Genomic DNA, 26,537 nt, shown 5'->3' on the forward strand with positions numbered 1-26,537 from the left:
CTGGTGCGGGGGATGCCCATGTGCAAGATGAAGCCATCGACGCCAATGGACCGTGCACAGTGCACTGTTGGGTCACTACCGGCGAGGACAAGACGAGATCGCCCTGCGCGTTCGGTATTGGATCCGGAGCGCAACAGCTGGCGCGGGTTCAGATTTGGCCCCGAACCCCAGCTATCAGGTGCCGGCGTAGGTCAGCGGATCCTCGCGCACTCGGGTACCGTCGTTGAGCCCGTTCAATGCATCCAGGTGTTCGGCAGCCAACTCGAAGCCGAAGACGTCAAAGTTGCTGGCGATGCGCTCGGGTCTGGCTGACCGGAAGACCACCGCATTGCCCAGTTGCAGGTTCCAGCGCAGCAGCACCTGTGCGGGCGTCTTGCCGTAGTCAGCGGCGATCGATGTCACGGTTGGGTTGTCGATCAGCCTGCCGAGCGCAAAGGGGCCGTAGGACTGGGTGACGACGGTGTGCTGGGCGTTGGCCTTGCGTAGCTCGGCCTGGTTGAGCAGCGGGTGCAGCTCGATCTGGTTGACCGACGGCGTGACGAATGTGAGGTCGATAAGGTTCTCGATGTGCTCCGCGGTGAAGTTGGATACGCCGATCGATCGGGCATGGCCCTCGCCGCGGGATTGAATCATGCCGCCCCAGGCGTCCACGTACTTGCCCACCGGCGGCGCGGGCCAGTGAATCAGGTAGAGGTCGACGTAATCCAGGCCTAGTCGTTCCAGACTGGCCTTGCACGCTTCCTGGGAGACGGTGAAACCCTGGTCGGGGGTGGCCAGCTTGGTCGTGACGAACAGCTCTTCGCGGGGAATCCCGGAGGCCGCGATCGCTCGGCCGACCGCAGCCTCGTTGCCGTAGACCGCGGCGGTGTCGATGAGCCGGCAGCCGATTTCTAGCGCCGCCGACACGGCGCGTTCGGTCTCGTCGTCGGACAGTTCCGCGACGCCGAGACCCAGCACTGGCATCGTGTGCTCGTCGTTGAGGGTTACTGAGGGTACGGCGGCGCCCGACTCGCCAGTCACGTCATCTCACCTGCCTGTGAAATTGAAGGTTCTCGGATTGGGATCAAGCCGGGTTCCGTCATCGAGCGAGGGACTTCGGCGCCGAGTTCGAGGCGCTGGGCTTCGAAATCGAACACGTCGAACTCGCTCGCAATCCGGATTGGGTTCACCGACTCTGAGACCACGATATTACGGAGTTGGATATGCTACCTAATCAACACCTGGGTAAGTGTTCGTCACGGCCTTCGGCGCCGGCGTGCCAGCAAAGACAATTTGGTCACCACGTAGAGTTGGTCGCGGGGGCACGCCGGAATCGCGGCACCTACCGCCGGCTCGATCCGGAGGACCCGCCGAGTCCGACGGCGGGGATCGAATTGCGGTCGGTTCGACCGTGGCAGAGTTTCTAGGGGGCAGCCCATGACCAGTAGTCTGCCTGGCGCGGCAGACCTCCATCTCGGAGCGAACCGCCCGCCCATCAGGTGGACACGGCGCGTGCAGAGCAGCGTCGTCAATGTCGGCGTCAAAGTCATTCCGTGGATCCCGACGCCGGCCAAACGGATCCTGTCGGCCGGCCGATCGGTCACCATCGACGGCAATACGCTTGACCCGACACTGCAGCTGATGTTGGCGACTTCGCGGGTCTTCGGGGTGGACGGCCTGGCCGTCGACGACGACGTCATGGCCTCGCGCGCGCACATGCGCGCGATATGCGAGGCGATGCCCGGTCCGCAGATTCACGTCGACGTGACCGACCTGTCGATACCCGGACCGGCCGGTGAGATCCCGGCGCGGCACTACCGCCCGACCGGCGGTGTGGCTGCACCGTTGCTGGTCTTCTACCACGGCGGTGGCTGGACGGTCGGCGATCTGGATACCCATGACGCACTGTGCCGGTTGACCTGCCGCGATGGCGACATCCACGTACTGTCGATCGACTACCGGTTGGCTCCCGAGAATCCGGCTCCGGCCGCGGTTGAGGACGCTTATGCGGCTTTTGTATGGGTCTATGAGCACGCCTGCGATGAGTTCGGCGCGCTCCCCGGGCGGGTCGCGGTGGGCGGGGACAGCGCGGGCGGCAACCTGGCGGCCGTGGTGTGTCAGCTGGCACGCGACAAGGCTCGCCACGAGGGCGGCCCCACCCCGGTGCTGCAGTGGCTCCTGTATCCAAGGACCGACTTCACCGCGCAGACCCGGTCGATGGGCCTGTTCGCCAATGGTTTTCTGCTGACCAAGCGGGACATCGATTGGTTCCACGCGCAATACCTCAGGGATTCCGATGTCGATCCGGCGGATTCGCGGCTGTCGCCGTTGCTGGCCGAATCGTTGTCCGGGCTGGCGCCGGCGCTCATTGCGGTCGCGGGTTTCGACCCCTTGCGTGACGAAGGCGAAAGCTACGCGTCGGCGCTGCGGGCCGCGGGGACCGCGGTGGACTTGCGCTACCTGGGTTCGCTGACGCATGGCTTCCTCAACCTGTTTCAGCTTGGGGGAGGCAGTGCTGCCGGGACCAACGAGCTGATCTCGGCGCTGCGTGCGCACCTCAGCCGGGTCTGAGTCGCTGTCAACGCCGGCCTACCCGGCGGCGGGCTGACCCGTTGGTGCCCGCCGGTACGCTAGAGGCGCCGTCGCCCGACTGTGGTCGGGGCAAGCCGACCAATCGAGCAGGTAAGGACCAGCGAAACTGTGGCCGACAAACCCAAACGCCCGCGATTCGATCTGAAGTCCGCCGACGGCAACTTCGGTCGGCTAATCCAAATCGGTGGCACCGCCATCGTCGTCATTTTCGCCGTTGCCCTGGTCTTCTACATCGTGACGTCGCAACACGACAAAAAGGGTGGTGTCGCGGGCCCGGGCGATGCGGTACGGGTGGCGTCCAGCAAGCTGGTCACTCAGCCCGGAAGTAGTAACCCCAAGGCCGTGCTGTCCTTCTACGAGGATTTCCTGTGCCCCGCGTGCGGCATCTTCGAGCGCGGTTTCGGGCCAACCGTCTCAAAGCTGATCGACATCGGCGCCGTCGCGGCCGATTACACGATGGTGGCCATCCTCGATAGCCCAAGCAACCAGCACTATTCGTCGCGAGCGGCGGCGGCGGCCTATTGCGTCGCCGACGAATCTATCGAGGCGTTCCGCCGCTTCCATTCCGCCCTGTTCAGCAAGGAAATCCAACCTCCCGAGATCGGCAAGGACTTCCCCAACAACGCGCGGTTGATCGAACTCGCTCGCGAATCCGGGGTAGTGGGTAAGGTGCCCGACTGCATCAACAGTGGCAAGTACATCGAAAAGGTGGACGGGCTGGCGGCGGCCACAAACGTGCACGCGACCCCGACGGTCCGGATCAATGGCACCGAGTACGAGTGGTCGACACCGGACGCGCTGGTCGCCAAGATCAAAGAAATCGTGGGCAATGTGCCGGGCATTGACTCGGCTGCAGCTACCGCGACATCCTGACCATTGTGGTCCCAGCTCAACCTGCCGAGCGATCCGGCGACAGGGCCCCGGCCGCTGTGGGTGAAGTTCGGGTGCCGGTGTCGAGCGCGTGGTGGGTGCTGATCGGTGGTGTGATCGGGCTGCTTGCCTCGACGGCGCTGATGGTGGAGAAGATCAGGATTCTGCTCGACCCGGCCTATGTGCCGTTGTGCAATGTCAACCCAATAGTGTCGTGCGGCTCGGTGATGACCACACCGCAGGCGTCGCTGCTGGGGTTTCCCAACCCGCTGGTCGGCGTTGCGGGTTTCACCGTGGTGGTGGTCACCGGTGTGTTGGCGGTGGCGAAAGTGCCGCTGCCCCGGTGGTATTGGATGGGTTTAGCGGCCGGGATCCTGGCGGGCGTGGCGTTCGTGCATTGGCTGGCATTTCAGAGCCTGTACCGAATCGGGGCATTGTGCCCATATTGCATGGTGGTCTGGGCGGCCATCGTCACACTGCTGGTCGTGGTCGCGTCCATCCTTTTCGGTCCGGCGGCCCAAAACCGGGAACGCGCTGCGGCGCGGCTGCTCTACCAATGGCGTTGGTCACTGGCCACGCTCTGGTTCACGACGATATTTCTGCTCATCATGGTCCGCTTCTGGGACTATTGGTCGACGCTCATCTGAGCTGTCCTGGTAAGGGAGCCACGTGTGATTTCTAAGGTGCTCGTCGCCAATCGCGGGGAGATCGCGATCCGGGCCTTCCGGGCCGCCTACGAACTGGGTGTCGGCACAGTGGCCGTGTATGCGTACGAGGATCGCAATTCGCAGCATCGTCTCAAGGCGGACGAGTCTTACCAGATCGGCGACATCGGTCATCCGGTGCGCGCGTACCTGTCGGTTGACGAGATCGTCGCGACGGCCCTTCGGGCCGGTGCCGATGCCGTCTATCCCGGCTACGGGTTTCTGTCGGAGAACCCGGACCTGGCTGCGGCGTGCGCGGCCGCGGGCATCACATTCGTCGGGCCCAGCGCGGAAGTGCTTGAGCTGACTGGAAATAAGTCTCGCGCGATCGCCGCGGCTCGCGAAGCGGGGCTGCCCGTGCTCACGTCTTCAGCGCCGTCGGCCTCGGTCGACGAACTGGTGGCGGGCCTAACGTCCGGACGGACCGGGATGTCGTTTCCGTTGTTCGTCAAGGCGGTTGCGGGTGGTGGCGGCCGTGGCATGCGCCGTGTCGACGATATCGCGGCGCTACCTGAGGCGATCGAAGCCGCCAGCCGGGAAGCCGAGTCGGCGTTCGGGGACCCGACGGTCTATCTCGAACAGGCGGTGATCAACCCACGCCATATCGAGGTGCAGATTCTGGCGGACAACCTCGGCGACGTGATCCATCTCTACGAGCGCGACTGCAGCGTTCAGCGTCGCCATCAGAAGGTCATCGAACTGGCGCCCGCGCCGGACCTGGACGCCGAGTTGCGGTACAAGATGTGCGTCGATGCGGTCGCCTTCGCCCGCCATATCGGCTACGGTTGCGCGGGCACCGTCGAGTTTCTGCTGGACGAGCGCGGTGAGTACGTCTTCATCGAGATGAATCCACGGATTCAGGTGGAGCACACGGTCACCGAGGAGATCACCGACGTCGACCTGGTCGCCAGCCAGCTGCGTATCGCCGCCGGGGAGACGCTCGAGCAGCTGGGCCTGCGGCAGGAGGCCATCCGGCCGCACGGCGCCGCACTGCAGTGCCGGATCACCACCGAGGATCCGGCCAACGGCTTCCGGCCGGACACCGGCCGGATCAGCGCGCTTCGCACCCCCGGCGGTGCCGGTATCCGCTTGGACGGCAGCACCAACCTGGGCGCGGAGATCAGTGCGCACTTCGACTCGATGCTGGTCAAGCTGACCTGCCGGGGCCGTGACTTTCCGACGGCGGTCAACCGTGCGCGCCGGGCGATCGCGGAGTTTCGGATTCGCGGGGTGTCGACGAATATCCCGTTCCTGCAAGCGGTCCTGGATGACCCGGACTTCCAGACAGGTCGGATCAACACGTCGTTCATCGACCAACGACCGCAGCTGCTGACCGCACGCGCCTCAGCCGACCGCGGCACCAAAATCCTCAACTACCTGGCCGATATCACCGTCAACCAACCGCACGGCTCGCGTCCGTCAAAGGTATACCCACACGACAAGCTGCCCGATGTCGATCTGCAGGCCGCACCCCCGCCCGGTTCTAAACAGCGACTAGTTGAGTTGGGGCCGGAGGGCTTTGCGCGTTGGCTGCGGGAGTCGACGGCGGTGCGGGTCACGGATACGACGTTCCGGGATGCACACCAGTCGCTGCTGGCGACCCGAGTACGCACCAGCGGACTGTCGCGGGTGGCACCGTATCTCGCGCGGACCATGCCGCAACTGCTGTCTGTGGAGTGTTGGGGCGGTGCGACCTACGATGTAGCGCTGCGCTTCCTCAAGGAAGATCCCTGGGAACGGCTGGCCACGCTGCGTGCGGCGATGCCCAATATCTGCCTGCAGATGCTGCTGCGCGGCCGCAATACCGTGGGGTACACGCCGTACCCGGAAATGGTCACATCGGCGTTCGTCCAAGAGGCAACGGCAACCGGTATCGACATCTTTCGTATCTTCGATGCACTCAACAACCTTGAGTCGATGCGCCCGGCGATCGACGCAGTACGCGAAACAGGTTCTGCAATAGCAGAAGTCGCGATGTGCTACACGGGCGATCTATCTGACCCGGGTGAGCAACTATATACACTGGACTACTACCTGAAATTGGCTGAACAAATCGTGGACGCCGGCGCCCATGTGCTGGCCATCAAGGATATGGCCGGGCTGTTGCGCGCCCCGGCCGCGCGCCAGCTGGTTGGCGCGCTGCGCAGCCGGTTCGACCTGCCCGTTCACGTGCACACCCATGACACACCGGGTGGCCAGCTGGCCAGCTATGTGGCTGCTTGGCGCGCCGGGGCCGACGCCGTGGACGGCGCCGCCGCGCCGCTGGCGGGAACCACTAGCCAGCCCGCGCTGAGTTCGATCGTCGCCGCCGCTGCACACACTGAGTACGACACCGGGTTGTCGCTTTCGGCGGTATGCGCCCTGGAGCCGTACTGGGAGGCATTGCGAAAAGTGTATGGGCCGTTCGAATCCGGGCTTCCGGGGCCGACGGGGCGCGTCTACCATCACGAGATTCCAGGCGGTCAATTGTCCAACTTGCGACAGCAGGCGATCGCGCTGGGGCTGGGAGATCGATTCGAAGAAATCGAAGAAGCCTATGCCGGCGCCAACCGAGTGTTGGGCCGGGTGGTCAAGGTCACGCCGACGTCCAAGGTGGTCGGCGATCTGGCGCTGGCGCTGGTCGGCGCGGGTGTCAGTGCCGACGAATTCGCCTCCGAACCAGCGCGATTCGACATTCCGGATTCGGTGCTCGGATTCCTGCGGGGCGAGCTGGGTGATCCGCCGGGTGGGTGGCCCGAACCGCTACGCACCGCGGCGTTGGCCGGTCGCGGGGCGGCTAGGCCCACTGAGCAATTGACGGCGGAGGACGAAATTGCCCTGTCGTCGGCCGGGCCAAAGCGTCAGGCCACTCTGAACAGGCTGTTATTTCCCGGTCCGACAAAAGAATTCGAGGAGCACCGGGAAGTCTACGGCGACACGTCGCAATTGTCGGCCAACCAGTTCTTCTATGGTCTGCGTCAGGGTGAAGAGCACCGGGTGATGCTGGAGCGTGGGGTGGAGCTGTTGATCGGGCTGGAGGCGATCTCCGAGCCCGACGAACGCGGCATGCGAACGGTGATGTGCATCATCAACGGGCAGCTGCGGCCGGTGTTGGTGCGCGACCGCAGCATTGCCAGCGCGGTTCCCGCCGCCGAGAAGGCCGACCGCGGCAATCCGGGACACATCGCCGCACCGTTTGCCGGAGTTGTCACGGTCGGCGTGTCCGTCGGCGACCAGGTCAGCGCCGGGCAAACCATCGCCACCATTGAGGCGATGAAGATGGAAGCCCCGATCACCGCACCCAACGATGGCACCGTGGAGCGGGTGGCGGTGTCGGACACCGCCCAGGTGGAGGGGGGAGACCTGCTGGTGGTGGTGAGCTGAGGGCGCCGGCGACGATGCAAAGCGAAGCGATGGGGAGGAGCGGCGCACTTGACCCGGATCATCGGCGGCGTCGCCGGCGGTCGGCGCATTGCCGTGGCGTCGCGGGGCACTAGACCGACCACGGATCGGGTGCGCGAGTCGCTGTTCAACATTGTGACCGCGCGGCGGGATCTGACCGGGCTGGCGGTGTTGGACCTCTATGCGGGTTCCGGTGCTCTCGGGCTGGAAGCGCTGTCACGTGGGGCGGCGTCCGCGCTGTTCGTCGAGTCCGACCAGCGCAGCGCGGCCGTCATTGCCCGCAACATCGCGGCCTTGGGTCTGGCCGGTGCGACACTGCGCCGGGGCGCGGTGGCGGCCGTCATCGCGGCCGGGACCCCGTCCCCGGTGGACCTGGTGCTGGCCGACCCGCCCTACGACGTCGACTCCGCCGACGTTGACGCCATTCTGGCCGCGCTGGGCACCCACGGCTGGACGCGCGCGGCAACAGTGGCGGTCGTGGAGCGTGCGGTCACCAGCGCGCCGTTGACCTGGCCGGCGGGCTGGCGCCGATGGCGGCCTCGCGTGTACGGCGACACCCGGCTGGAGATGGCCGAACAGGACTGAGCCGCCCTGCTACCGTCATCGGTCATGACCGCCGGCGACGATGCAGAGCGAAGCGATGAGGAGGAGCGGCGCACATGACCGCCGGCGACGATGCAGAGCGAAGCGATGAGGCGGGGGTACCACCCGCTTGCGGGGGAGAGCGGCGCACATGACCGGCGCGGTGTGCCCGGGGTCATTTGACCCGGTGACGTTGGGCCACGTCGATGTTTTCGAACGCGCCGCGGCCCAGTTCGACGAGGTGGTGGTGGCCATCCTGGTCAACCCCGCCAAGAAGGGCATGTTCGACCTCGATGAGCGGATCGCGATGATCAAAGAGTCGACGACGCACCTGCCCAACTTGCGTGTTGAGGCCGGACAAGGCCTGGTGGTCGATTTCGTCAGATCCCGCGGGATGACCGCGATCGTGAAAGGGCTGCGCACCGGCACCGACTTCGAGTACGAGCTGCAGATGGCGCAGATGAACAAGCACATCGCCGGTGTGGACACCTTTTTCGTCGCGACCGCGCCGCGGTATTCGTTCGTGTCGTCATCGTTGGCCAAGGAAGTCGCGATGCTGGGTGGTGATGTGTCGGAGCTGCTGCCCGAACCGGTGAACCGCCGGTTGCGCGACAAGCTAGCAGCCGAGCGGACCTAGTCCTGCTTCGGGACTAGGTCCGGTTGGGGGGTTGCGGCGACTAGCTGGGGTCGAAGCACTCGTAGAACGTCTGTGTTGCGTAGTCGTAGCAGGTGTAGGTGCCGTACTCGGGCTGGTGGGTCGGGGCGGCGCTGGCGGTGCCAGCAGCGGCTCCGAAAGCCGCCAGTCCGATCGCCGAGGCCAGCAGGGACATGCCGGCGAGGGCGCGGATACGGGCAGTGATCATTGGGTACCTCTCTTTCGCATCGTTGCTGCTTGTTGGTTTGCGGCGGTGGCCGACGAGTCAAGATTGACCTCGGCCACTTGGCGGATCCTTGCCAAGTTCTTGGTCCTGGGGACTCCGCCAACGACATTTCGAACCGAACACCAACTGATGTGTGCACAAACTCGTGGACCACGCGCTGACCGCCGGCCGATTCACCTACCGCCGACTTCCGCACGTCCCCTAGCCACCCGCGCAGCGGCCGGTGTCAGAACACGATGGTCTGGTTGTGGTGCACGATGACGCGGTCCTGGCAGTGCCATAGCACGGCGCGGGAAAGCACTGCGCGCTCGACGTCGGCACCGACCCGAACTAGATCGTCGACGGTGTGATTGTGGTCGACACGAACGACGTCTTGCTCGATGATCGGCCCTTCGTCGAGCGCTTCGGTCACGTAGTGGGCGGTGGCACCGATTAGTTTGACGCCGCGCTCTCGGGCGCGTTTGTAGGGGGACGCGCCGGTGAAGGCGGGGAGGAACGAATGATGAATATTGATCAGCGGGCAGCCGATTGCGTCGAGGAAGGCCGGGCTGAGTATCTGCATGTAGCGAGCCAGCACCACCAAATCCACGTTGCCGCTTAGCAACTGAAGCTGACGCTGTTCGGCTTCCGCGCGAGTGTCACGGGTGGCCGGGATGTGTATGAACGGCACCCCGAAGGGGCGTACATGCGCGGCTAGGTCGGGATGGTTGGCGATCACCATGACAATCGACATTTCCAGCTCGCCGCGACGGTTGCGCCACAACAAATCTAGTAAACAGTGGTCGTCCTTGGATGCCATGATTGCGACCCGCTTGGGCCTGGCGGCCTCGGTAAACCGGTAGTCGATGCCGAATTTGTCGGCCACGGTGCTGCCGAAGTCGCGTTGCAGCTCGTCGATGGCGGCCGTCAGGCCGGGCAGGTGAAAGATCGCGCGCTGTAAGAATGTTCCGCCCTCCGGCGCGGTGGAGTGCTGGTCCAGGGAAATGATGTTGGCACCGGCGCGGGCCAGGAAGGCGCTCACCGCGGCGATGATCCCCGGGCGGTCATGGCAGCGAAGCAGTAGCCGACCGATATCTGCCGGCGGCGGTGGACCGCCCGGCGGGACCGGATAGTCCGGCGCGTTCGGCGTCGGCCCCGGGGAGTGCGCGATCATGGCCCCCTTTGCCCACGGGTGGAATATCCGCAGGCCAGGATACCGCCGCCGGCAGCATCGTGAACTCTCAGGAGACTCCCAGCAGCCAACACGGACCGAGTGTTCCGCCTAACGAGCCAAGCGCAGATAATTCGCGTTGCACCGTGCCGCGGTGGACGCCGCGAGCGTCCGCCGCGACGGGTCAACCAGTCATCTTGAGCGACAAACGCGCCAACCAACCCGACCCAGACGACTACGAGCTCAGGAGCCCCACCACGATCGACCATCGCTCGACGGATCGCGGCGTCATCCGCGGCCGGTTCGCCATTGCCTACCGCGGGGTGAGCACCCTACTAGCCTGCTGTGCAGTGGTTGCGGGTGGCGTGCTGGCGGTAGGCGCATCGCCGCAGGCGGCTGCCAATCCGATGCTTCCACCGCAGCCCGGCAATCCGCGGGGGCCGGCTACCGCGGTGTGGCCATTGCCGGCGTGCGGTTCGCCGCAAGATGATGACCCGCTGTGGAAGCTTGTCGAAGATGTCACACCGCAGCAGCCGGGCACCAATGTGAAGGTCGTTTTTCCCAGTAACGACCGAACAATGGGATATGCCATACATAGGGAGAGCAGTGTCAACTTTCTGCTCATGCCTGCCATCCGCGAACTGGGAATCGAATGCCCGAACCTCTTGGATCCCGCCGCTCCCCAATACTTCCTCGATGCGTTTAACGAGTTGGGCTTGCTTGCGGGCTACGACTGGGCGTTGGGTATCAACTCCGTAAAAGGCCGCACGCAGAACCAATTGCATATCCATCTGGCCACGTTGCAGGAGGCGGCCAGAAACGACATAGACGACGCGGTGACAAATGGGCAGGTCCCGACCGACCAGAGCAGCTGGGCCAGTGCCGTTATCAGCGTAATGTGCCGTGGCTTCCGCGCGTGGAATCCGGCTAGCTTCCCGGAAAGCTGGGGGAGCAACCTATTCGCCGCCCTGGATAACGAGATCGTGACGCCGTCGAACGGTGATATGGGAAACGAGGTGCTGCTAGTCACCGCAAATCACGTCGGCTCCGGGTACATCGTCCTCAACAGTGACGAAGTCAGTCGACTCAACCCTTCGGGTGTCGACTACGTCGACTTGCTGCTGAACATCTAGGACCTAAGTCCGATAAGGCGATTGACGACGCGGTAGCGCTAGTGGCCGTGGTGATCGTCATGGTCATGAGAATCGTGCGGCGCATCCGGCGAGCCGCCCATCATGCGCAGCATCGGGATTCCGCCCGACGTGATGAATCGGACCACCAGTGCCGCCGCGACCACCAGAAAGACAAGGTTGAGCCAAGTGGTGTAGTTCCACGAAATTTCCGCGGTCATGACCGTGGCGTTGCGCTGGCTAGGAATGAGTTTCGCTGCACCGAAAAGAACTTCGATGAGATACCCGGCGGCAACCATCGAGGCGTAGAAGGTGCCGAGCAGCGTCAGCATCATCTTGGTGCCGTAGTACTTCCGGTAGATGTTCAAGATCGGCAGAATCAGCAGGTCGGCGAAGATGAACGCGATGACACCGCCGAAGCTGATGCCGCCGTTCCACAACACCGCGGCAAGTGGCACATTTCCGATCGAGCAGACGAATGAAACGATGGCCACGATCGGTCCCACAATCGGCCCCCACACCGCCGACCAACCCGGATGATCGGCCAAAAAGAAGCTCTGCCAGAACGATTCGGGCACCCATGCCGCAATGGCACCGGCGATCAACAAGCCCAAAATCAGGTCGCGCAGAATCGCCAGCCATTCCATTACGAACACATGCGAGACGGAGGTAAAGCCGGGCGGGGAAAAGAGTCGCCGCCAAAATGAGCCTTCCCCCTTGATGGACATGTCCATGGCGGCGTGGCCTTCCATTGAGCCTGCGATTCCCCGTTCGGCCTGTTCCCGGGCGGCGTCGATGAGCCGGGAACGTAGGAACAGCCGGAACAAGACGGCCAGCACGATGATCATCACCGGCCCGCCGACGAACTCGGCGGCGGTGAACTGCCAGCCCATCAACAAGGCCAGAATGATGCCCAACTCCACCACCAGGTTGGTCGAACCGATCTCGAACGCCATCGCGGCGGTGAAGTTGGCGCCTTTGCGGAATAGTGACCGTGCCAAAGCCACCGCCGCATATGAACACGACGACGACGCCGCTCCCAGTCCGGTGGCGATAGCCAGGGTGCGCGGCCGGTCGTCGCCCATCAGTGTCACGATCGTGGAGCGGCGCACCACGGCCTGCACCACCGCCGACAACGCGAAGCCCAGGATCAGCGCCCACAGAATCTCCCACGTCATCGACCCGGTCAACGCCAACGCATGCCCGATCGCTCCTAGCACTGTGCCCGCCACTCGATCCTCCGCTTCGGTTGGATACTCCGGCGTATCACCCATGGCTGTAGGTGGCGCCCGCCCAAAAAACCATATACCACCTAGGGGTATGGCCACAGGGTTTCCGAGTCGAGCAACGGCCGCGCCCTGGTGCCGGACACGAGGGGGAAGGACGCCGGGTGTCTCGCCGTGCGGTGGTCATCGCGGGACGGGACGACTAACCCTCGGCACTTTCAACCCATCCCGCACCCACTTTTCCCGCACCCACTTTCGCCGAGATTTCGCGAGCGCACGGGTCCTGCGTGTACGCTACGGCGTCGAGGTGGGGCGCAACGATTGACGGTCGCCAGCGACGTGAGAAAGGACGCGGGCATGAGCAGCGCACCGAACGCACCCGAGCCCCCCGCCCGCAGGCAGCGGATCCTATTTGTCGCGGAAGCAGTGACTTTGGCCCACGTCGTTCGGCCGTACGTCCTGGCGCGGTCGCTCGACCCGAGCCGTTACGAGGTCCACTTCGCCTGCGACCCGCGGTACAACAAGCTCCTGGGCCCGCTGCCCTTCGCCTCCCACCCAATCCGCACCATCCCCAGCGAGCGGTTTCTTGGCAACTTGGGTCAGGGCCGGTTCTACACCGCACGGACGCTGCGGGAGTACGTCGAGGCGGACCGGAGGCTGTTGGCCGAGATCGCACCGGACCTGGTCGTCGGCGATCTTCGCATTTCGCTGTCCGCCAGCGCCCGACTGGCCGGCATCCCCTATGTCGCCATCGCGAACGCCTACTGGAGTCCGTACGCCCGCCGTCGCTTTCCGCTGCCGGATGTGATCTGGACCCGCTTGTTCGGCGTCAGACTGGTCAAACTCCTGTACCCCCTGGAACGCCGGTTGTTATTCGCCCTCCAGTGCCTGCCGCTCAACTGGGTCCGCCGCAGGCACGGGTTGCCGAGTCTGGGCTGGAACCTGTGCCGCATTTTCACCGACGGTGACCACACGCTCTATGCCGACGTGCCGGAGCTGCTGCCGACCTACAACCTGCCGGCCAGCCACCGGTATTTGGGCCCGGTCCTGTGGTCGCCCGCCGGTGAGCCGCCGCCGTGGTGGGACTCGCTGCCGACGGATCGGCCGATCGTGTACGCGACGCTGGGCACGTCGGGCGGGACGAACCTGTTGCAGGTGGTGTTGAACGCGCTGGCTGACCTGCCGGTGACGGTGATCGCGGCCACCGCGGGCCGTAGCGACTTGAACAACGTGCCGGCCAACGCGTTCGTGGCGGACTACCTGCCGGGCGAGGCGGCCGCGGCCCGCTCGGCCGTGGTGGTGTGCAACGGCGGCAGCCTGACGACGCAGCAGGCCTTGGTAGCCGGGGTGCCGGTGGTCGGGATCGCCAGTAATCTGGACCAACACCTAAACATGGAAGCCATCGAGCGGGCCGGCGCGGGCGTGCTGCTGCGCACCGAGCGGCTCAAGAGTCGGCGTGTGGCAGAAGCGGTAAACCAGGTGCTCAGTGGGGGCGAGTACGAACACGCCGCCCGGCGGCTCGCCGAGGCTTTCGGACGAGACTTTGCTGCATTCTCACAGCATGTGGAGAGTGCATTGCGCCTGGTCTCGGAGCACGTGCCCGCAACGTCGCTGGCCAGTTAGCAGAAGGCACCGCAGATTGGCCCGCGCCAGGGTTGCCCGGCGATGGCCTACCGGACCCGCAGTGACCGATTATCCCGAGTCCGGCTGTCGTGTGTGTACGCTACGGCGTCGGGGTGGTTGGCAGCGACGTGAGAAGAGAGGCATGAGCATCGCACCGAACCCACCGGGGCCTGCAGCCGGCAGGCGGCGGATCCTGTTTATCGCAGAAGCGGCGACCCTGGCGCATGTCGTTCGACCGTTTGTCCTGGCGCGGTCGCTCGACCCGAGCCGTTACGAGGTCCACTTCGCCTGCGACCCGCGGTTCAACAAGCTCCTGGGCCCGCTGCCGTTCCCCCACCACCCGATCCACACCATCCCCAGCGAGCGGGTTCTCGCAAAAATTGCTCAGGGCCGATTTTTCTACAACACGCGGACGTTGCGGGACTACGTCAAGGCGGACACGAAGGTGTTGGCCGAGATCGCGCCGGACCTAGTCGTCGGCGACAACCGTCTTTCGCTGTCCGCCAGCGCCCGACTGGCCGGCATCCCCTACATCGCCATCGCGAACGCCTACTGGAGTCCCTACGCCCGGCGCCGGTTTCCGCTGCCGGATGTGCCCTGGACCCACGTGCTCGGCGTCAGGCTGGTCAAGCTCCTGTACCGGCTATACCGTCCGTTGATCTTCGCCCTCTATTGCCTGCCGCTCAACTGGATCCGCCGCAGGAATGGGTTACCGGGTCTGGGCTGGAACCTGTGCCGCATTTTCACCGACGGTGACCACACGCTCTATGCCGACGTGCCGGAGCTGACGCCGACCTACAACCTGCCGGCCAGCCACCGGTATTTGGGCCCGGTCCTGTGGTCGCCCGCCGGCGAGCCGCCGCCGTGGTGGGACTCGCTGCCGACGGATCGGCCGATCGTGTACGCGACGCTGGGCACGTCGGGCAGGACGAACCTGTTGCAGGTGGTGTTGAACGCGCTGGCTGACCTGCCGGTGACGGTGATCGCGGCCACCGCGGACCGCTGCGACTTGAACAACGTGCCGGCCAACGCGTTCGTGGCGGACTACCTGCCGGGCGAGGCGGCCGCGGCCCGCTCGGCCGTGGTGGTGTGCAACGGCGGCAGCCTGACGACGCAGCAGGCCTTGGCGGCCGGGGTGCCGGTGGTCGGGCTCGCCAGCAACATGGATCAGCACCTGAACATGGAGGCCGTCGAGCGGGCCGGCGCGGGCGTGCTGCTGCGCACCGAGCGGCTCAGCAGTCGGCGTGTGGCAGAAGCGGTAAACCGGGTGCTCAGTGGGGGCGAGTACCGACACGCCACCTGGCGGCTCGCTGAGGCTTTCGGACGGGACTTCGCTGCATTCCCGCAGCACGTGGAGAGTGCGTTGCGTTTCGGGGCTGAGAACATATCCGCGACATCGCCGATCGGCTAGGCCAACTAGCGATTGCCGAGTCAGGGAGCAACGCCGCGAAACTGTCTCAACGGTCTAGACACGTTCGGCCAACGGTCGATCATCTTGAGCCACAAGCGCACGACGATGGTGAAAATTCTTATGCCAACTCTCGTGGACTTCGGCAGGCGCTTCAGAAATTCTTTGTCGATGACGGTATTGCTGAGCCCGCCCAAGTCGTTGAAGTATGAAACGACCAGGGGCATGTAGCGGGTGACGAGCGCTGGGTTGGAAAAGCAGCGAATATTGAAGTCCCAGTCGGCCAGGACCCGATAGCGGAGGTTGTACGGGCCGATGGTGCCGAAGAGTCCGCGGCGGTAGAAGATCGCCTGATGGCAGATGTTGCGCTTGAATAGCAGGCGGTCGAGGTCGAAGACGCCACCCCAGCGGAATTTGGTTGAGCGCATGATCACGTCGCCATATACCAGATCGCTGGGCTCGTGTTCGCCGATGAAGGCGGCCACCCGGGCCAGGGTGTCCGCCTCGTACAGGCTGTCGTCGGCGCCCAAAAAGAGCAACCACGTTCCGGTGGCCAGGCCCACGCCGCGGTTCATCGCGTCGTAGACGCCCTGGTCGGTGTCGCAATGGATGATCAACCGCCCAGCGAGGTTGGCGGCGAAACTGTTCGCGATGTCGAGGGTTTCGTCGGTCGAGCCGCCGTCGACCAGGACCAGCTCGAAGTCGCCGTAGCTCTGATGGGCGATGCTGTCGAGGCAAGCAGGCAATACCGCCGCCACGTTCAAGGTGGGGATGATGATCGAGAACATTGGTGCGGCCATGGCGACTTTCTTTGTGCTAGCGGCGGTCAAGCCGGCGTATCGCTTCGTCTGCACCATGTTCGACCCAAGCGATCAGCTTGGCCCTCTGGTGCTCCGGTGATTTGGTCTGGTGAAGGGCCTCGCGAAGCGATTCCAATCAATCGTCCTCGCGGAAAAAGGTGCCGTCGGCCTGCAGCATTCGACCATTGTTTGCATCAATGAAACAAGGCAGCAATCCCGTCAACGTAAAGCCCAAGGAATACACGAGATCGAGGGCTTCCGGAATGAGCATGCCACCTTCGTATAACGGCAGGAAGGACAGTTCGAGTTGCATGCCGACGCAATGGTCATCGATGGTTGATTTGCTACCAGCGAGCACCTGTTTCTCAAACCCTTGCACGTCGATCTTGAGAAAAGCGACACCGTCCGGACCCAGAAATTCTGGAGCTACGGAATCAAGTCGATGTATCGACGCCTCTTGGGTATCAACATAGTTTGCCGGGGGAAAAGCGTTCTGATGACTTTTCAGCATGGGCAAGACGGAGCTGCTCTGACCGGCGTTTCCTGCGACATTGATCAAAACCGTTCCATCAGCATCACCTAACGCATACGGCCGACAATCCCATAGTGGATCCGTTGACGCTTTTCTTTCCAAAATCGAAAACGGTCCGGATAGCGGTTCGAACGAGACAATGCGGCCCTTATATCCCGCTCGGCGGAGGCCGGCGGCGTATTGCCCCGAGTTGGCGCCGACGTCGAAAACGACATCCACCCGACGTGATTTGAGTTGCTTCACAAACTGGTGCTTCAGGTCTCGCTCAGAATAGCGGCGCGAAACCTCGAAAGCAGCGCTACGCGCGATGAAACGAGCGAGTTTCAACGAATTCACTGTGCAACACTAACACGCAAAATACTCCGCCCCGGGGATAGTTTGGGTCGCACAACATCGTAGTGGGTCTGCGGACCCGAGGTCGGGTTACAACCTCGGGTGCCACTGACGATCGGACCCGGTGGAGGTCCAAGAGGTGCGCTTCATGCAGGTGGTAGCGCGCAGCGGGCTCGGACCGGGGGAGGGTCAGCGGCGTTGGCGCCCTTTGGATCTGGGCACCACGGGTTGGTTCGAGAACACCGGAACAGCTCGATGGCCGACCTGCCGGATGCGGGTGGTCCGGATGTTAGAGTGCGCCATGCCAAACCGCCTCGTTCGCAGCCTGCAACGCTGGCGGCCGTTTGGCTTGCCTCCCCAACGGTGGCGGCTGGCCCCCTGGCATTGGCGCGGCCACCAGGTCACCCTTGAGCCGGGGTCGGCCATCGCTTGGATCGTGCGGTTGACCGGCGGGTTCGAGGAGACCGAGATCGACATCGCGGCGGCGCTCTATTCCGCGCTCTACCCGGGCCGCTGCATCCTCGACGTCGGAGCCAACGTCGGTCTGCACAGCCTGGCCTGGGCGAGGCTAGCCCCAGTGGTAGCGCTGGAGCCGGCGCCGGGCACGTATTCGCGACTGGAGGCCAACGTGGCCGCCAACGGCCTGCAAGACCGCATCCGCACGCTGCGAACCGCCGCCGGGGACGCGGTTGGCGAGGTCGACTTCTTCGTGGCTGCGGACAGCGCCTTCAGTTCGCTGAACGACACCGGGCGAATTCGCATTCGCGAGCGGATACGGGTGCCGTGCACCACGCTGGACGCGCTCGCGGCGGAGCTGCCACTGACGGTGGGTCTGCTGAAGATCGACGTTGAGGGGCTCGAGCGTGCGGTCATCGCGGGCGCGACGGAGCTCCTGCGCCGCGATCGTCCGGTCCTGCTAGTGGAGATCTACGGGGGCGCCGCCTCTAACCCGGACCCGGAACGGACCATTGCGGAGATCCGCGCGTGCGGGTACGAGCCGTTCGTCTACGCCGACGATGTGGGGCTGCAGCCCTACCAGCGGCACCGCGACGACCGGTACTGCTACTTCTTTATTCCGAGTAGGAATGGATAGCCGGCGCCGGGCTGGGGCTCCCTACTCCCAACCGAGCGAGTGCTTGCCCCGAGTGTTTGCACTGCTGGGTGGCGGTGGCGTCCAGGGCGAAGCGGGCGTGGCCATCGAGGAGGTGGATTCGCTGGCGGCGCAGACGTTCAGCAGCTCGGTAGCCATCGGCCAGCGCTTCTCCCCGGCAAGGTGCGCTATCCTCGCCTGATGCGACTCCCCGGCATGTTTCGCCCGACTGCGGAACGGCATTTTCACAGCATCTTTTACCTTCGGCACAACGCCCGCCGTCAGGAGCACCTGGCCACGCTAGGGCTCGATCTCGGCAATAAGAGCGTGCTGGAGGTTGGTGCCGGGATCGGCGATCACACGAAGTTCTTCCTCGACCGCGGGTGCAAGGTGCTCTGCACCGAGCCTCGGGGGGAGAATCTGGATGTCATCCGCCAACGCTTCGGGTCCAATCCCAATGTCACGGTCGACCACCTAGATCTCGACGGCGATCTCCCAGTGGAAGCGCACCGATACGACGTGGTGTACTGCTATGGCGTGCTCTACCACCTCTCCCGTCCCGCCGAGGCGCTGGCGTGGATGTGTGACCGCGCAGCCGACCTTCTGCTGCTGGAGACGTGCGTGAGCTATTCCGGCGAAGACGAGCCCTTTCTGGTTAACGAGAGGGCTTCCTCGGCCAGTCAGGCGATAACCGGCACGGGGTGTCGGCCTTCGCGCGTGTGGGTGATGAACCGACTGAGGGAGAAGATGCCGCACGTATATGTGACCGCTACGCAGCCCCGGCACCGGCAGTTTCCACTGAATTGGACGGCGAAGGGACCGATGGCCTCCACAGGTTTGGCTCGTGCGGTCTTTGTCGCCTCGCGGGCTCCGCTGAACCTGCCGACCCTGGTCGAGGAGCTTCCGATGGTGCAGCGCCGGTGCTGAAGCCCACCGGTGAACGTGGGTTGTCGTCCGGAGTTTGATCCTCGGCGGCAGCAGCCACAGATCTGGGAGGACCGAGTCTCAGGTGAGCGCATGAATGCTGATCTGGCTAATGCGCCCACGGGCTAGCTAACTTGCTGGCGACCGGGTGCCGGTGTTAGCTCAGCCTGGTCGTCCCGATGGACACGCCGGCGCCGGGGAGGCGCGCCAACAACGCATCGCCCATTGCGGCCGCGGGAGTGAGCACACCCCGCACCTCGGAGAGCCGATCGCGATCCAGTGCCAGCGCCAGGCCACTCTGCGCGAGCAACACCGCCGTCGACTTGTACGCGTCAACGTTGTGTGCGAAAGTCGCCAGGTAGCGGGCGCCGGTCGTGGTAGTGGTGTACGTCTCGAATGTGTAATATCCGCGCTCCTGGGTTTTTCGGCTCGGACCGGTGCCTGGTTTCGGCGTGACGCGCTCCACCAGCCGGCGCGGTAATCGGTTGAAGTATCTGTTCCCCAGCCCGATGGCGGCCGCCACAGCACCGGTGACGGCCGCGGAGGCGACCGGCGCCGCCAGCGACTTTCCCAGACTCATCGTCTCTGAGTAGCGGAACCGCCTGCCGTAGGCCCAGTCCTGTAATGCGTTGCTACGCCGAACGATTCGAGTGTTAAACGGAGCCAGCACAAACCCGCCGGTCCAGAAGCCGTCAAGCTCGGGTGCCAGGTCACGTCCCCGACGCCAGGCAAAATCCGGCTGCGGACCGAGTTCGGGCTCGGCGCCTCGGTCCGTGGTCAGCGTGTACGGGTCGGTGACCAGCCGAAGGGCCTCCGGGTCGCCGGATGCAGTGCGCATCGCTTCGGGATACGAGGCAAACGTGCCGCCGGAGCCCCAGCGCTGAGAGAACGAGCGGAGCACCAGGTTGGTGTCGCAGAGTTCACCGGTGCCGTCCTGCATCGCCCGGCGATGCAGCTGATAGACGCTCAGATCCGAAGGGACGGAATCGAATCCGCACGCGAGGATTATCCGGGCGCCGGTGTCGGCGGCTTGTTTGTGGTACAGATCAATACTGTTTCGGCAGAACATCAACTCGCCGGTCAGGTCGGCATAGTCCGTTCCAGCCTCCGCGCAGGCCGCCACCAGCGGCAGGCCGTACCGCGTGTAGGGGCCAACAGTCGTCAGTACCACCCGGGCCCGCGCGGCCATCGCTTCGAGCGTCGATGGTTGTGACGCGTCGGCCACGATCAGCGGCCAGTCTTGTGCGGTTGGGCCCAACATCACCCGCACGGCCCGCAACCGTTCGCTGGAGCGACCGGCCAGTGCGATCCGTGCTGTTGACCCGCTGTGGGCGAGGTGTTCGGCGGTCAGCTTGCCGGAGAAGCCGGTGGCGCCATATAGAACGATGTCGAACTCGCGGCCAGCTGGGCTCATCCGGGCGACACTACCCGAAACTGGCTCAGTCCTTGGCAAAGCAGTACGTCCGGTAGGAGAGCTGCCCACCTTCCAAGTAGCGCGACGGCCGCGGGCCTTGCGCGCCGATGAATTCGCGGCCAGTGAAGTGCGGCAAGGCCGGAAGATGACGATCGATCAGGTCCCGTGACCGCCGCGAATTGTTCGCGATGCCGCGTAGCACCTCGGCATTAATCCTTCTGGGAAAGTTGCCGCAGCGACATTGACGAGATCGGCCTCCCATTCGGCGATCCCGTTGCTTGGGGCGCAAGGCCATCCTCGGTATTTGTGTGGTGAACGTGAAGGCAACGAGCCCTCGGGGCCTGACGCGCGCGCTGGAAGCCGTACGCACCGCGGCGTCCAACGCCGGACGTGGCCCCGTGTCGATGACCCCTCGGCAATGCGCGGCGTGATCACCGGCTGGAATCGCGACGACGCGGAAGAGCGCCGAACTCTGTCATCAGGCCTGGGCGCGCCACGGCGTTGAGCACCGATGGGAGCCGACTTCTCGGGTGTGCAGCACATTGGTCCGCAAACCATGGACAAGGAGACGGTCCTGTCATACCCGGCCGTAGTCCCGCCTGCGTTAATAAAAGAAGTCGTCGTTAGTGGGTAAGCCGGCCCGTCACCACACGGCCCGCGGCCGGGAATTAGCTGAGAATCTGGTAGGCCCGGCACACGCCGTCCGAGGTGGTGGCTGGCCTTTGGCGGTGGCGATTTCACAGGCTTGGCCGTCAATGCCGGCGGCTGCTCTCCCCTCGGAATCATCGTGCGCGAAATTGAGACCCTCGAACTTGGCGCGAACCACGGCGCCTGGACCACATGATCCGCACCGCGACCGCCCCCGGAAGCGGTCGTCACCGCGCGCAGCCAGGCCACCGCAGCTCACTACGAGCGTAAAATTAGCGAACCGAATTCCGACCAAACCACCAGCAAAGTCACAGATCAGCGGCCTGCTGCGAAGGCCAGCGCCAAATCGATGCACTAAAGGTCAGGTTCTGGGCAGACACTCGACTGCACAACCTGCACTACCCTCTCGCCGCCACGCGCGGCACAGCCAGCGCCGACGCCGCCAACAATGAGCCGATTAGTTCGAATCGGCGGGCAGCATGTGCGCGTACCTGCTATGGTCGGGAGACCTCATCGATTCGCGTCGCTAGCCCGGACAAGGTACAAACGCTATGCGCCGACTCGGTTTCGAGCGACACGGCAGCGAAGCCGTCCGTTTTTCTGCTGTCAACAGCCGAAGGATAATCATGGAAACGAGCTTGTCACTTCATGCTGCGTGCGAGGTGGCGACGCAACACCCAAGGGGCACGGGTGGGCAAGCGCCACATCCACTGAACGGGACCGCACCACGATTCGCGATGAGCGAGACGTCACTCACCGATTTACTGCAGAAGGCGGCCAGCGAGTACCCCAATCGTGCGGCGTACAAGTTCATTGACTATGAGACGGATCCGGCGGGCTTTACCGAAACGGTCACCTGGTGGCAGGTTTACCGGCAATCTATGACTGTGGCGGAGGAGCTTTGGGCACACGCGTCGAGTGGCGACCGGGTCGCCATATTGGCTCCGCAGGGGCTTGAATACATCATTGCCTTTTTTGGCGTACTACAGGCCGGTCTTATCGCTGTGCCTCTTCCCGTGCCGCAGTTCGGCATTCACGACGAACGAATATCTGCAGCGTTGCAGGATGCTCAGCCGTCCGTCATTCTTACGACCTCGTCGGTTATTGACGAGGTCGTAAAATATGCGTCACACGCGTGTCGCGCCCACGGCCAACCTGCACCGATTGTTGTGGCCTTGGACGCGCTGGACCTGGACTCCCCGGGAGCGCTCGATGCGACTCGGTACGAGCGCCCGAGCACCGCATATCTGCAGTACACGTCGGGGTCGACGCGCGCGCCGGCGGGTGTTGTCCTCTCGCACAAGAACGTCATCACCAACTGCGCACAGCTGATGACCGGCTACTTCGGGGATACCGAAACGGTTCCGTCAATCGCTGTGTCGTGGCTGCCGTTCTATCACGACATGGGGTTGGTGCTGGGCATCATCCTCCCGATGGTCCTTCAGGACACCGCGGTGTTGTTGAGTCCGATGGCATTTTTGCAACGGCCGGCCCGCTGGATGCAATTGTTGGCGAAACATCGTGGACAGGTTTCCAGTGCGCCGAATTTCGGTTTCGAATTGGCAGTGCGCAGGACATCGGACGACGATATGGCCGGACTTGATCTCGGGCATGTGCGGGCGATCGTCACTGGTGCCGAACGCGTAAGTGCGGCGACGCTGCAGCGTTTCACCGAGCGGTTCGCCCGCTTCAACCTCAGCGAGACGGCAATCCGACCGTCATACGGGCTCGCGGAGGCGACGGTGTACGTGGCTACCGCCGGACCGGGCCGCCCACCGAAGAGTGTCTGCTTTGACTACCAGGACTTGTCGGCCGGTCAGGCGAAGCGCACCGAGAGCGCGAGCGACGGCGCCAACCTGGTCAGTTACGGCGCGCCGGCTGCCTCAACGATGCGGATCGTCGACCCCGATACCAGGATGGAGAGTCCGGAGGGGGCGGTCGGCGAAATCTGGGTCCAGGGGGACAACGTCGCGTTGGGCTACTGGCGGAACCCCCGACATACGGAGGAGACGTTCGGCGGAAAGCTTGTCAATCCCTCGCCCGGCACATCAGCGGGTCCGTGGCTGCGGACCGGAGACCTTGGCGTCATTTTCGAAGGCGAACTGTTCATCACGGGCCGCATCAAGGATCTCTTGGTCGTGGATGGATCCAATCACTATCCGGATGACATCGAGGCGACGATCCGCGAAATCACCGACGGCCGGGTCGTGGCGATAGCCGTGCCGGATGACCACAGTGAAAAGCTGGTCACCATCATCGAACTGATGAAGCGAGGTCGAACAGATGAGGAGAAGATGGATCGGCTCCGCACCGTCAAACGCGAAGTCACCTCCGCGATTTCTAGATCGCACCGACTGCGGGTTGCCGATGTCGTGATGGTGGCGCCGGGCTCCATTCCGGTCACCACAAGTGGCAAGGTTCGACGTTCGGCCTGCGTCGAGCGATACTTGGGCAACGATTTCATCCGCTTGGACGTAGCAGCATGACGGCGCACGTACGGGGGTTGGGTACTTTACCCGAGAAATGCGATACGGCAGACTGCGCTCTGTCCGATGAAGCAATCCAAGGTCTCGATCGTGACCTGCGGTTGCTCATTGCAACCAATGGCACCCTTACTCGGATTCTCAACGTCCTCGCTAACGATGAGATCGTCGTGCAAATTATCAATCAACAGGTTCACGGTGTCGCGCCGAGAATGCCCGAGCTGGACCAATCATCGGTCGGCAGGGTTCTGCAACGCAACATTCTGCTTAAGGGCCAGAATTCGGGGGATGTATTCGTAGCCGCCGAGTCGGTGGTTGCCATCGACCTGCTCCCCCGTGAAATCGTGACGAGCCTGACGCGGACGGATCGTCCTATCGGTGAGGTTATGGCGGCCAGTCACGTCGAGACGTTCAAGGAGGAGGCCAAAGTCTGGGTAGGCGAGTTGCCCGGGTGGCTTGCATTTGGCGGATACCAGAATTCGCGGAGGAAAGCCATCGGACGCCGGTACCGTGTTATTGCCGGAGGTCAACCGGTACTTATTATCACCGAGTATTTTCTTCGAACTGAATTCCAAGATGCTCCGCGTGAAGAAACCGATCGTTGGCAGCTATCAAGGCCATCTCTGCGGCACGCCAGGGCGGCCTTCCAGTAATGCGGAATGGCAACCTCGCAAGATTCCTGGCTGAGCGAGCGTCCGAAGCGGGCTGGTATGACCAGCCCGCATATTATACGCCGGACGTCGTAACTCATGGCCAAATGCATGACGGTAGCGCGCGTCTGGCCGAAGTGCTGAAAAGTCGTGGCATCTCCGTAGGAGATCGCGTCCTGTTGTGTCTCCCGGATTCGCCGGACCTAGTGCAGCTATTGCTGGCGTGCCTGGCTCGTGGTGCCGTAGCGTTCTTGGCCAATCCGGAGCTGCATCGCGAAGACCACGCATTTGTTGAGCGCGACACGGAGCCGGCGCTGGTCGTCACAACTGGTTCTCTTCTGGGTCGGTTTAAGCCGTCGGGCGTGGTGGATGTCGCAGAGCTCATGTCCGAGTCGACCCGAGTCGACCCGGGAGACTATGCGTCGGTCGAGAGTGACGCCCATGCATACGCGACTTACACCTCTGGTACGACGGGTCCGCCGAAAGCGGCGATCCATCGGCACGCCGACCCGTTCACATTTGTTGACGCCATGTGTCGCAAAGCGTTGCGGCTCACGCCCCAAGACATCGGGCTCAGTAGCGCACGCATGTATTTTGCCTACGGTCTGGGTAATTCGGTCTGGTTCCCACTCGCGACGGGCGGTTCCGCGGTTATCAATCCCATGCCGGTGAGTGCGGAGGTGGGGGCCACGCTCTGCGAGAGATTTGAGCCATCGGTTCTTTACGGTGTGCCAACATTCTTTGCGCGAGTGGTCGACGAATGTTCCCCCGATTCGTTCCAATCGCTCCGATGCCTGGTATCAGCGGGAGAGGCTCTTGACGTCGCACTCGGCCAGCGCCTCATGGAATTCTTTGGCGGTATCCCTATCCTTGACGGAATTGGATCTACGGAAGTTGGACAGACTTTCGTATCGAATAGCGTCGATGAATGGCGGCTAGGGACTGTTGGACAGGTTCTTCCACCTTATGAGATTCGCGTTGTAACGCCGGCTGGCACGAGCGTCGAACCCGGGGTTGAGGGGGACCTATGGGTCCGCGGATCATCGCTCGCGCCGGTGTATTGGAACTGGCCCCTTCCCCTGGAGGAGGGCGGTTGGCTCAACACGCGCGATAGGGTGTGCATCGACGGTGATGGCTGGGTTACCTACCGTTGCCGCGCGGACGATACGGAAATCGTCGGAGCGGTCAACGTTAATCCGCGGGAGGTCGAGCGACTCATCGTCGAGCACGACGCTGTCACGGAGGCCGCGGTTGTCGGCGTAAGGGAAGCCACGGGTGCGTCGGCGCTGCAGGCTTTTCTAGTCCCGGCGAGCGGTGCATTCATCGATGAGTCAATTATGCGAGATATCCACCTGCGATTGCTTAACCGGCTGTCTGCATTCAAGGTACCGCACAGGTTTGCCATTGTTGATTCACTCCCTCGAACCCCGAACGGGAAATTGATCCGTCACACGCTTCGCGCCCAGAGCCCAACGAAACCGATTTGGGAACTCCCGTTGCGTGAGCTCGAGTCCGACGCGGCGACGCCGAGCGCCGGCCAACCGGCATCCAACAGGCAGAATGTTGGAGCAAACGCCGCCGGGGTGACACTTAACGAGCGGTTGGCCGCTTTGCAGCAAGAACGTCACCGGCTGGTTGTGGAGGCGGTCAGCACAGAGGCCGCGATGATGCTAGGCGAATCGGATCCTCGGTCGGTGAATCGGGATCTGGCCTTTGCGGAGCTGGGTTTCGACTCGCTCATGACGGTGGAACTTTGTAAGCGATTGGGGGCAGCTACCGGCCTGCGGCTGCCCGAGACGGTCGGCTGGGACTGCGGCTCGATATCAGGATTGGCCCACTATGTGGACACCGCGCTGTCCGCATCAGCCAGCGGCGTGGCCCCACACTCTTCGGCGCTTGTCGGCGCGACGGGACGCTCACCACTCGACGAGGAGCTGACCAAGCTCGAAACGATGGTGGTGGCGATCGGGGCCAGCGAGAGGCAGCTCGTGGCCGATCGTTTGCGCGCCCTCCTCGGTGCCGTCACCGACGGCGAGGACCGCTTGGGCGAGCGGATACAGGCGGCCTCGACTCCTGACGAGATTTTCCAATTGATCGATTCTGAGTTTGGCGAGTCATCAGAGGCATGAAGAGGAGC

Annotated in this window: 20 protein-coding genes and 3 pseudogenes; 15 read left to right on the forward strand and 8 right to left on the reverse strand. The window is 63.7% G+C overall.

What is annotated here, in order from left to right:
* Positions 1–174 precede the first annotated feature (174 nt).
* Positions 175–1,020, reverse strand: coding sequence for an aldo/keto reductase (locus AADZ55_RS07370; RefSeq protein ID WP_085325436.1), 846 nt, complete (start codon positions 1,018–1,020; stop codon positions 175–177).
* A 396-nt stretch (positions 1,021–1,416) separates the two neighbouring features.
* Between AADZ55_RS07370 and AADZ55_RS07380 the strand changes: the two genes are divergently transcribed.
* The 6 genes from AADZ55_RS07380 to coaD all read left to right on the forward strand — a co-directional run bounded on the left by AADZ55_RS07380 (position 1,417) and on the right by coaD (position 8,745).
* On the forward strand, positions 1,417–2,550 hold the full coding sequence (locus AADZ55_RS07380) for an alpha/beta hydrolase (protein WP_085325435.1): 1,134 nt from the start codon (positions 1,417–1,419) through the stop codon (positions 2,548–2,550).
* Positions 2,551–2,679: 129 nt separating this feature from the next.
* Positions 2,680–3,444, forward strand: a complete 765-nt coding sequence (locus AADZ55_RS07385) for a DsbA family protein (protein WP_085325434.1) — start codon at positions 2,680–2,682, stop codon at positions 3,442–3,444.
* Between the two features lie 5 nt (positions 3,445–3,449).
* Positions 3,450–4,088: a vitamin K epoxide reductase family protein gene (locus tag AADZ55_RS07390; RefSeq protein WP_085325433.1), complete on the forward strand. Its 639-nt coding sequence runs from the start codon at positions 3,450–3,452 to the stop codon at positions 4,086–4,088.
* 24 nt (positions 4,089–4,112) lie between these two features.
* A complete protein-coding gene (locus AADZ55_RS07395) occupies positions 4,113–7,508 on the forward strand; it encodes a pyruvate carboxylase (protein ID WP_085325432.1) in 3,396 nt (1,131 codons plus the stop codon).
* A gap of 48 nt (positions 7,509–7,556) precedes the next feature.
* Positions 7,557–8,111, forward strand: a complete 555-nt coding sequence (rsmD, locus tag AADZ55_RS07400) for a 16S rRNA (guanine(966)-N(2))-methyltransferase RsmD (RefSeq protein ID WP_085325431.1) — start codon at positions 7,557–7,559, stop codon at positions 8,109–8,111.
* Between the two features lie 148 nt (positions 8,112–8,259).
* The gene (gene coaD / locus AADZ55_RS07410) at positions 8,260–8,745 is read left to right on the forward strand and encodes a pantetheine-phosphate adenylyltransferase (protein ID WP_085325430.1); all 486 of its coding nucleotides are present in this window, start codon (positions 8,260–8,262) and stop codon (positions 8,743–8,745) included.
* Between the two features lie 40 nt (positions 8,746–8,785).
* Here coaD and AADZ55_RS07415 read toward each other — a convergent pair whose 3' ends face one another.
* Both AADZ55_RS07415 and purU read right to left on the reverse strand, forming a co-directional pair.
* Positions 8,786–8,971 (reverse strand): hypothetical protein, encoded by a 186-nt coding sequence (locus AADZ55_RS07415; protein ID WP_085325429.1) that lies wholly within the window; start codon positions 8,969–8,971, stop codon positions 8,786–8,788.
* Positions 8,972–9,215: 244 nt separating this feature from the next.
* Positions 9,216–10,142 carry a formyltetrahydrofolate deformylase gene (purU, locus tag AADZ55_RS07420; protein ID WP_085325428.1) on the reverse strand — a complete coding sequence of 309 codons (927 nt, stop codon included), beginning with the start codon at positions 10,140–10,142 and terminating at the stop codon, positions 9,216–9,218.
* A gap of 194 nt (positions 10,143–10,336) precedes the next feature.
* Between purU and AADZ55_RS07425 the strand changes: the two genes are divergently transcribed.
* Positions 10,337–11,272 (forward strand): CDP-diacylglycerol diphosphatase, encoded by a 936-nt coding sequence (locus AADZ55_RS07425; RefSeq protein WP_085325427.1) that lies wholly within the window; start codon positions 10,337–10,339, stop codon positions 11,270–11,272.
* A gap of 38 nt (positions 11,273–11,310) precedes the next feature.
* On the opposite strand, the gene AADZ55_RS07430 is transcribed toward AADZ55_RS07425, so the two are convergent.
* Complete coding sequence (locus AADZ55_RS07430) at positions 11,311–12,543, reverse strand: permease (RefSeq protein ID WP_085325426.1); 1,233 nt, start codon at positions 12,541–12,543, stop codon at positions 11,311–11,313.
* 239 nt (positions 12,544–12,782) lie between these two features.
* On the opposite strand from AADZ55_RS07430, the pseudogene AADZ55_RS07435 reads away from it, so the two are divergent.
* Positions 12,783–14,118 (forward strand): annotated as a pseudogene (locus AADZ55_RS07435) (nucleotide disphospho-sugar-binding domain-containing protein).
* 42 nt (positions 14,119–14,160) lie between these two features.
* Positions 14,161–15,529: pseudogene (locus AADZ55_RS07440) on the forward strand (glycosyltransferase).
* Positions 15,530–15,549: 20 nt separating this feature from the next.
* Here AADZ55_RS07440 and AADZ55_RS07445 read toward each other — a convergent pair.
* Both AADZ55_RS07445 and AADZ55_RS07450 read right to left on the reverse strand, forming a co-directional pair.
* On the reverse strand, positions 15,550–16,383 hold the full coding sequence (locus AADZ55_RS07445) for a glycosyltransferase family 2 protein (RefSeq protein WP_085325423.1): 834 nt from the start codon (positions 16,381–16,383) through the stop codon (positions 15,550–15,552).
* 79 nt (positions 16,384–16,462) lie between these two features.
* A complete protein-coding gene (locus AADZ55_RS07450) occupies positions 16,463–17,194 on the reverse strand; it encodes an FkbM family methyltransferase (RefSeq protein ID WP_085325422.1) in 732 nt (243 codons plus the stop codon).
* Between the two features lie 121 nt (positions 17,195–17,315).
* On the opposite strand from AADZ55_RS07450, the gene AADZ55_RS07455 reads away from it, so the two are divergent.
* From AADZ55_RS07455 to AADZ55_RS07465, 3 genes are read left to right on the forward strand one after another with little or no spacing between them, the layout of a single operon-like run.
* The gene (locus tag AADZ55_RS07455; protein ID WP_085325421.1) at positions 17,316–18,284 is read left to right on the forward strand and encodes a [2-O-methyl-alpha-L-fucopyranosyl-(1->3)-alpha-L-rhamnopyranosyl-(1->3)-2-O-methyl-alpha-L-rhamnopyranosyl] dimycocerosyl phenol-phthiocerol 4'''-O-methyltransferase; all 969 of its coding nucleotides are present in this window, start codon (positions 17,316–17,318) and stop codon (positions 18,282–18,284) included.
* Positions 18,285–18,327: 43 nt separating this feature from the next.
* Complete coding sequence (locus AADZ55_RS07460) at positions 18,328–18,483, forward strand: hypothetical protein (RefSeq protein WP_165759392.1); 156 nt, start codon at positions 18,328–18,330, stop codon at positions 18,481–18,483.
* On the forward strand, positions 18,483–19,208 hold the full coding sequence (locus AADZ55_RS07465) for a [2,4-di-O-methyl-alpha-L-fucopyranosyl-(1->3)-alpha-L-rhamnopyranosyl-(1->3)-2-O-methyl-alpha-L-rhamnopyranosyl] dimycocerosyl phenol-phthiocerol 3'''-O-methyltransferase (RefSeq protein ID WP_085325466.1): 726 nt from the start codon (positions 18,483–18,485) through the stop codon (positions 19,206–19,208). The genes AADZ55_RS07460 and AADZ55_RS07465 overlap by 1 nt, the downstream gene beginning before the upstream one ends.
* A gap of 154 nt (positions 19,209–19,362) precedes the next feature.
* Here the strand turns inward: AADZ55_RS07465 and AADZ55_RS07470 are convergent, their stop codons facing one another.
* Together AADZ55_RS07470 and AADZ55_RS07475 are read right to left on the reverse strand one after the other, a co-directional pair.
* Positions 19,363–20,619: a saccharopine dehydrogenase family protein gene (locus AADZ55_RS07470; protein WP_085325420.1), complete on the reverse strand. Its 1,257-nt coding sequence runs from the start codon at positions 20,617–20,619 to the stop codon at positions 19,363–19,365.
* 25 nt (positions 20,620–20,644) lie between these two features.
* Positions 20,645–20,901 (reverse strand): annotated as a pseudogene (locus tag AADZ55_RS07475) (SAM-dependent methyltransferase); the annotation flags it as partial.
* A 1,103-nt stretch (positions 20,902–22,004) separates the two neighbouring features.
* Here AADZ55_RS07475 and AADZ55_RS07485 point away from each other — a divergent pair.
* From AADZ55_RS07485 to AADZ55_RS07495, 3 genes are read left to right on the forward strand one after another with little or no spacing between them, the layout of a single operon-like run.
* Positions 22,005–23,753 (forward strand): AMP-binding protein, encoded by a 1,749-nt coding sequence (locus AADZ55_RS07485; protein ID WP_207569096.1) that lies wholly within the window; start codon positions 22,005–22,007, stop codon positions 23,751–23,753.
* Positions 23,750–24,403: a chorismate--pyruvate lyase family protein gene (locus AADZ55_RS07490; RefSeq protein WP_085325419.1), complete on the forward strand. Its 654-nt coding sequence runs from the start codon at positions 23,750–23,752 to the stop codon at positions 24,401–24,403. The genes AADZ55_RS07485 and AADZ55_RS07490 overlap by 4 nt, the downstream gene beginning before the upstream one ends.
* On the forward strand, positions 24,403–26,529 hold the full coding sequence (locus AADZ55_RS07495) for a p-hydroxybenzoic acid--AMP ligase FadD22 (RefSeq protein ID WP_085325418.1): 2,127 nt from the start codon (positions 24,403–24,405) through the stop codon (positions 26,527–26,529). Before AADZ55_RS07490 ends, AADZ55_RS07495 begins: the two co-directional genes overlap by 1 nt.
* Positions 26,530–26,537: the final 8 nt, after the last annotated feature.

Origin of the sequence: Mycobacterium decipiens, from assembly GCF_963853665.1 — a bacterium.
In the GTDB taxonomy this organism is placed as follows: Bacteria; Actinomycetota; Actinomycetes; order Mycobacteriales; family Mycobacteriaceae; genus Mycobacterium; species Mycobacterium decipiens.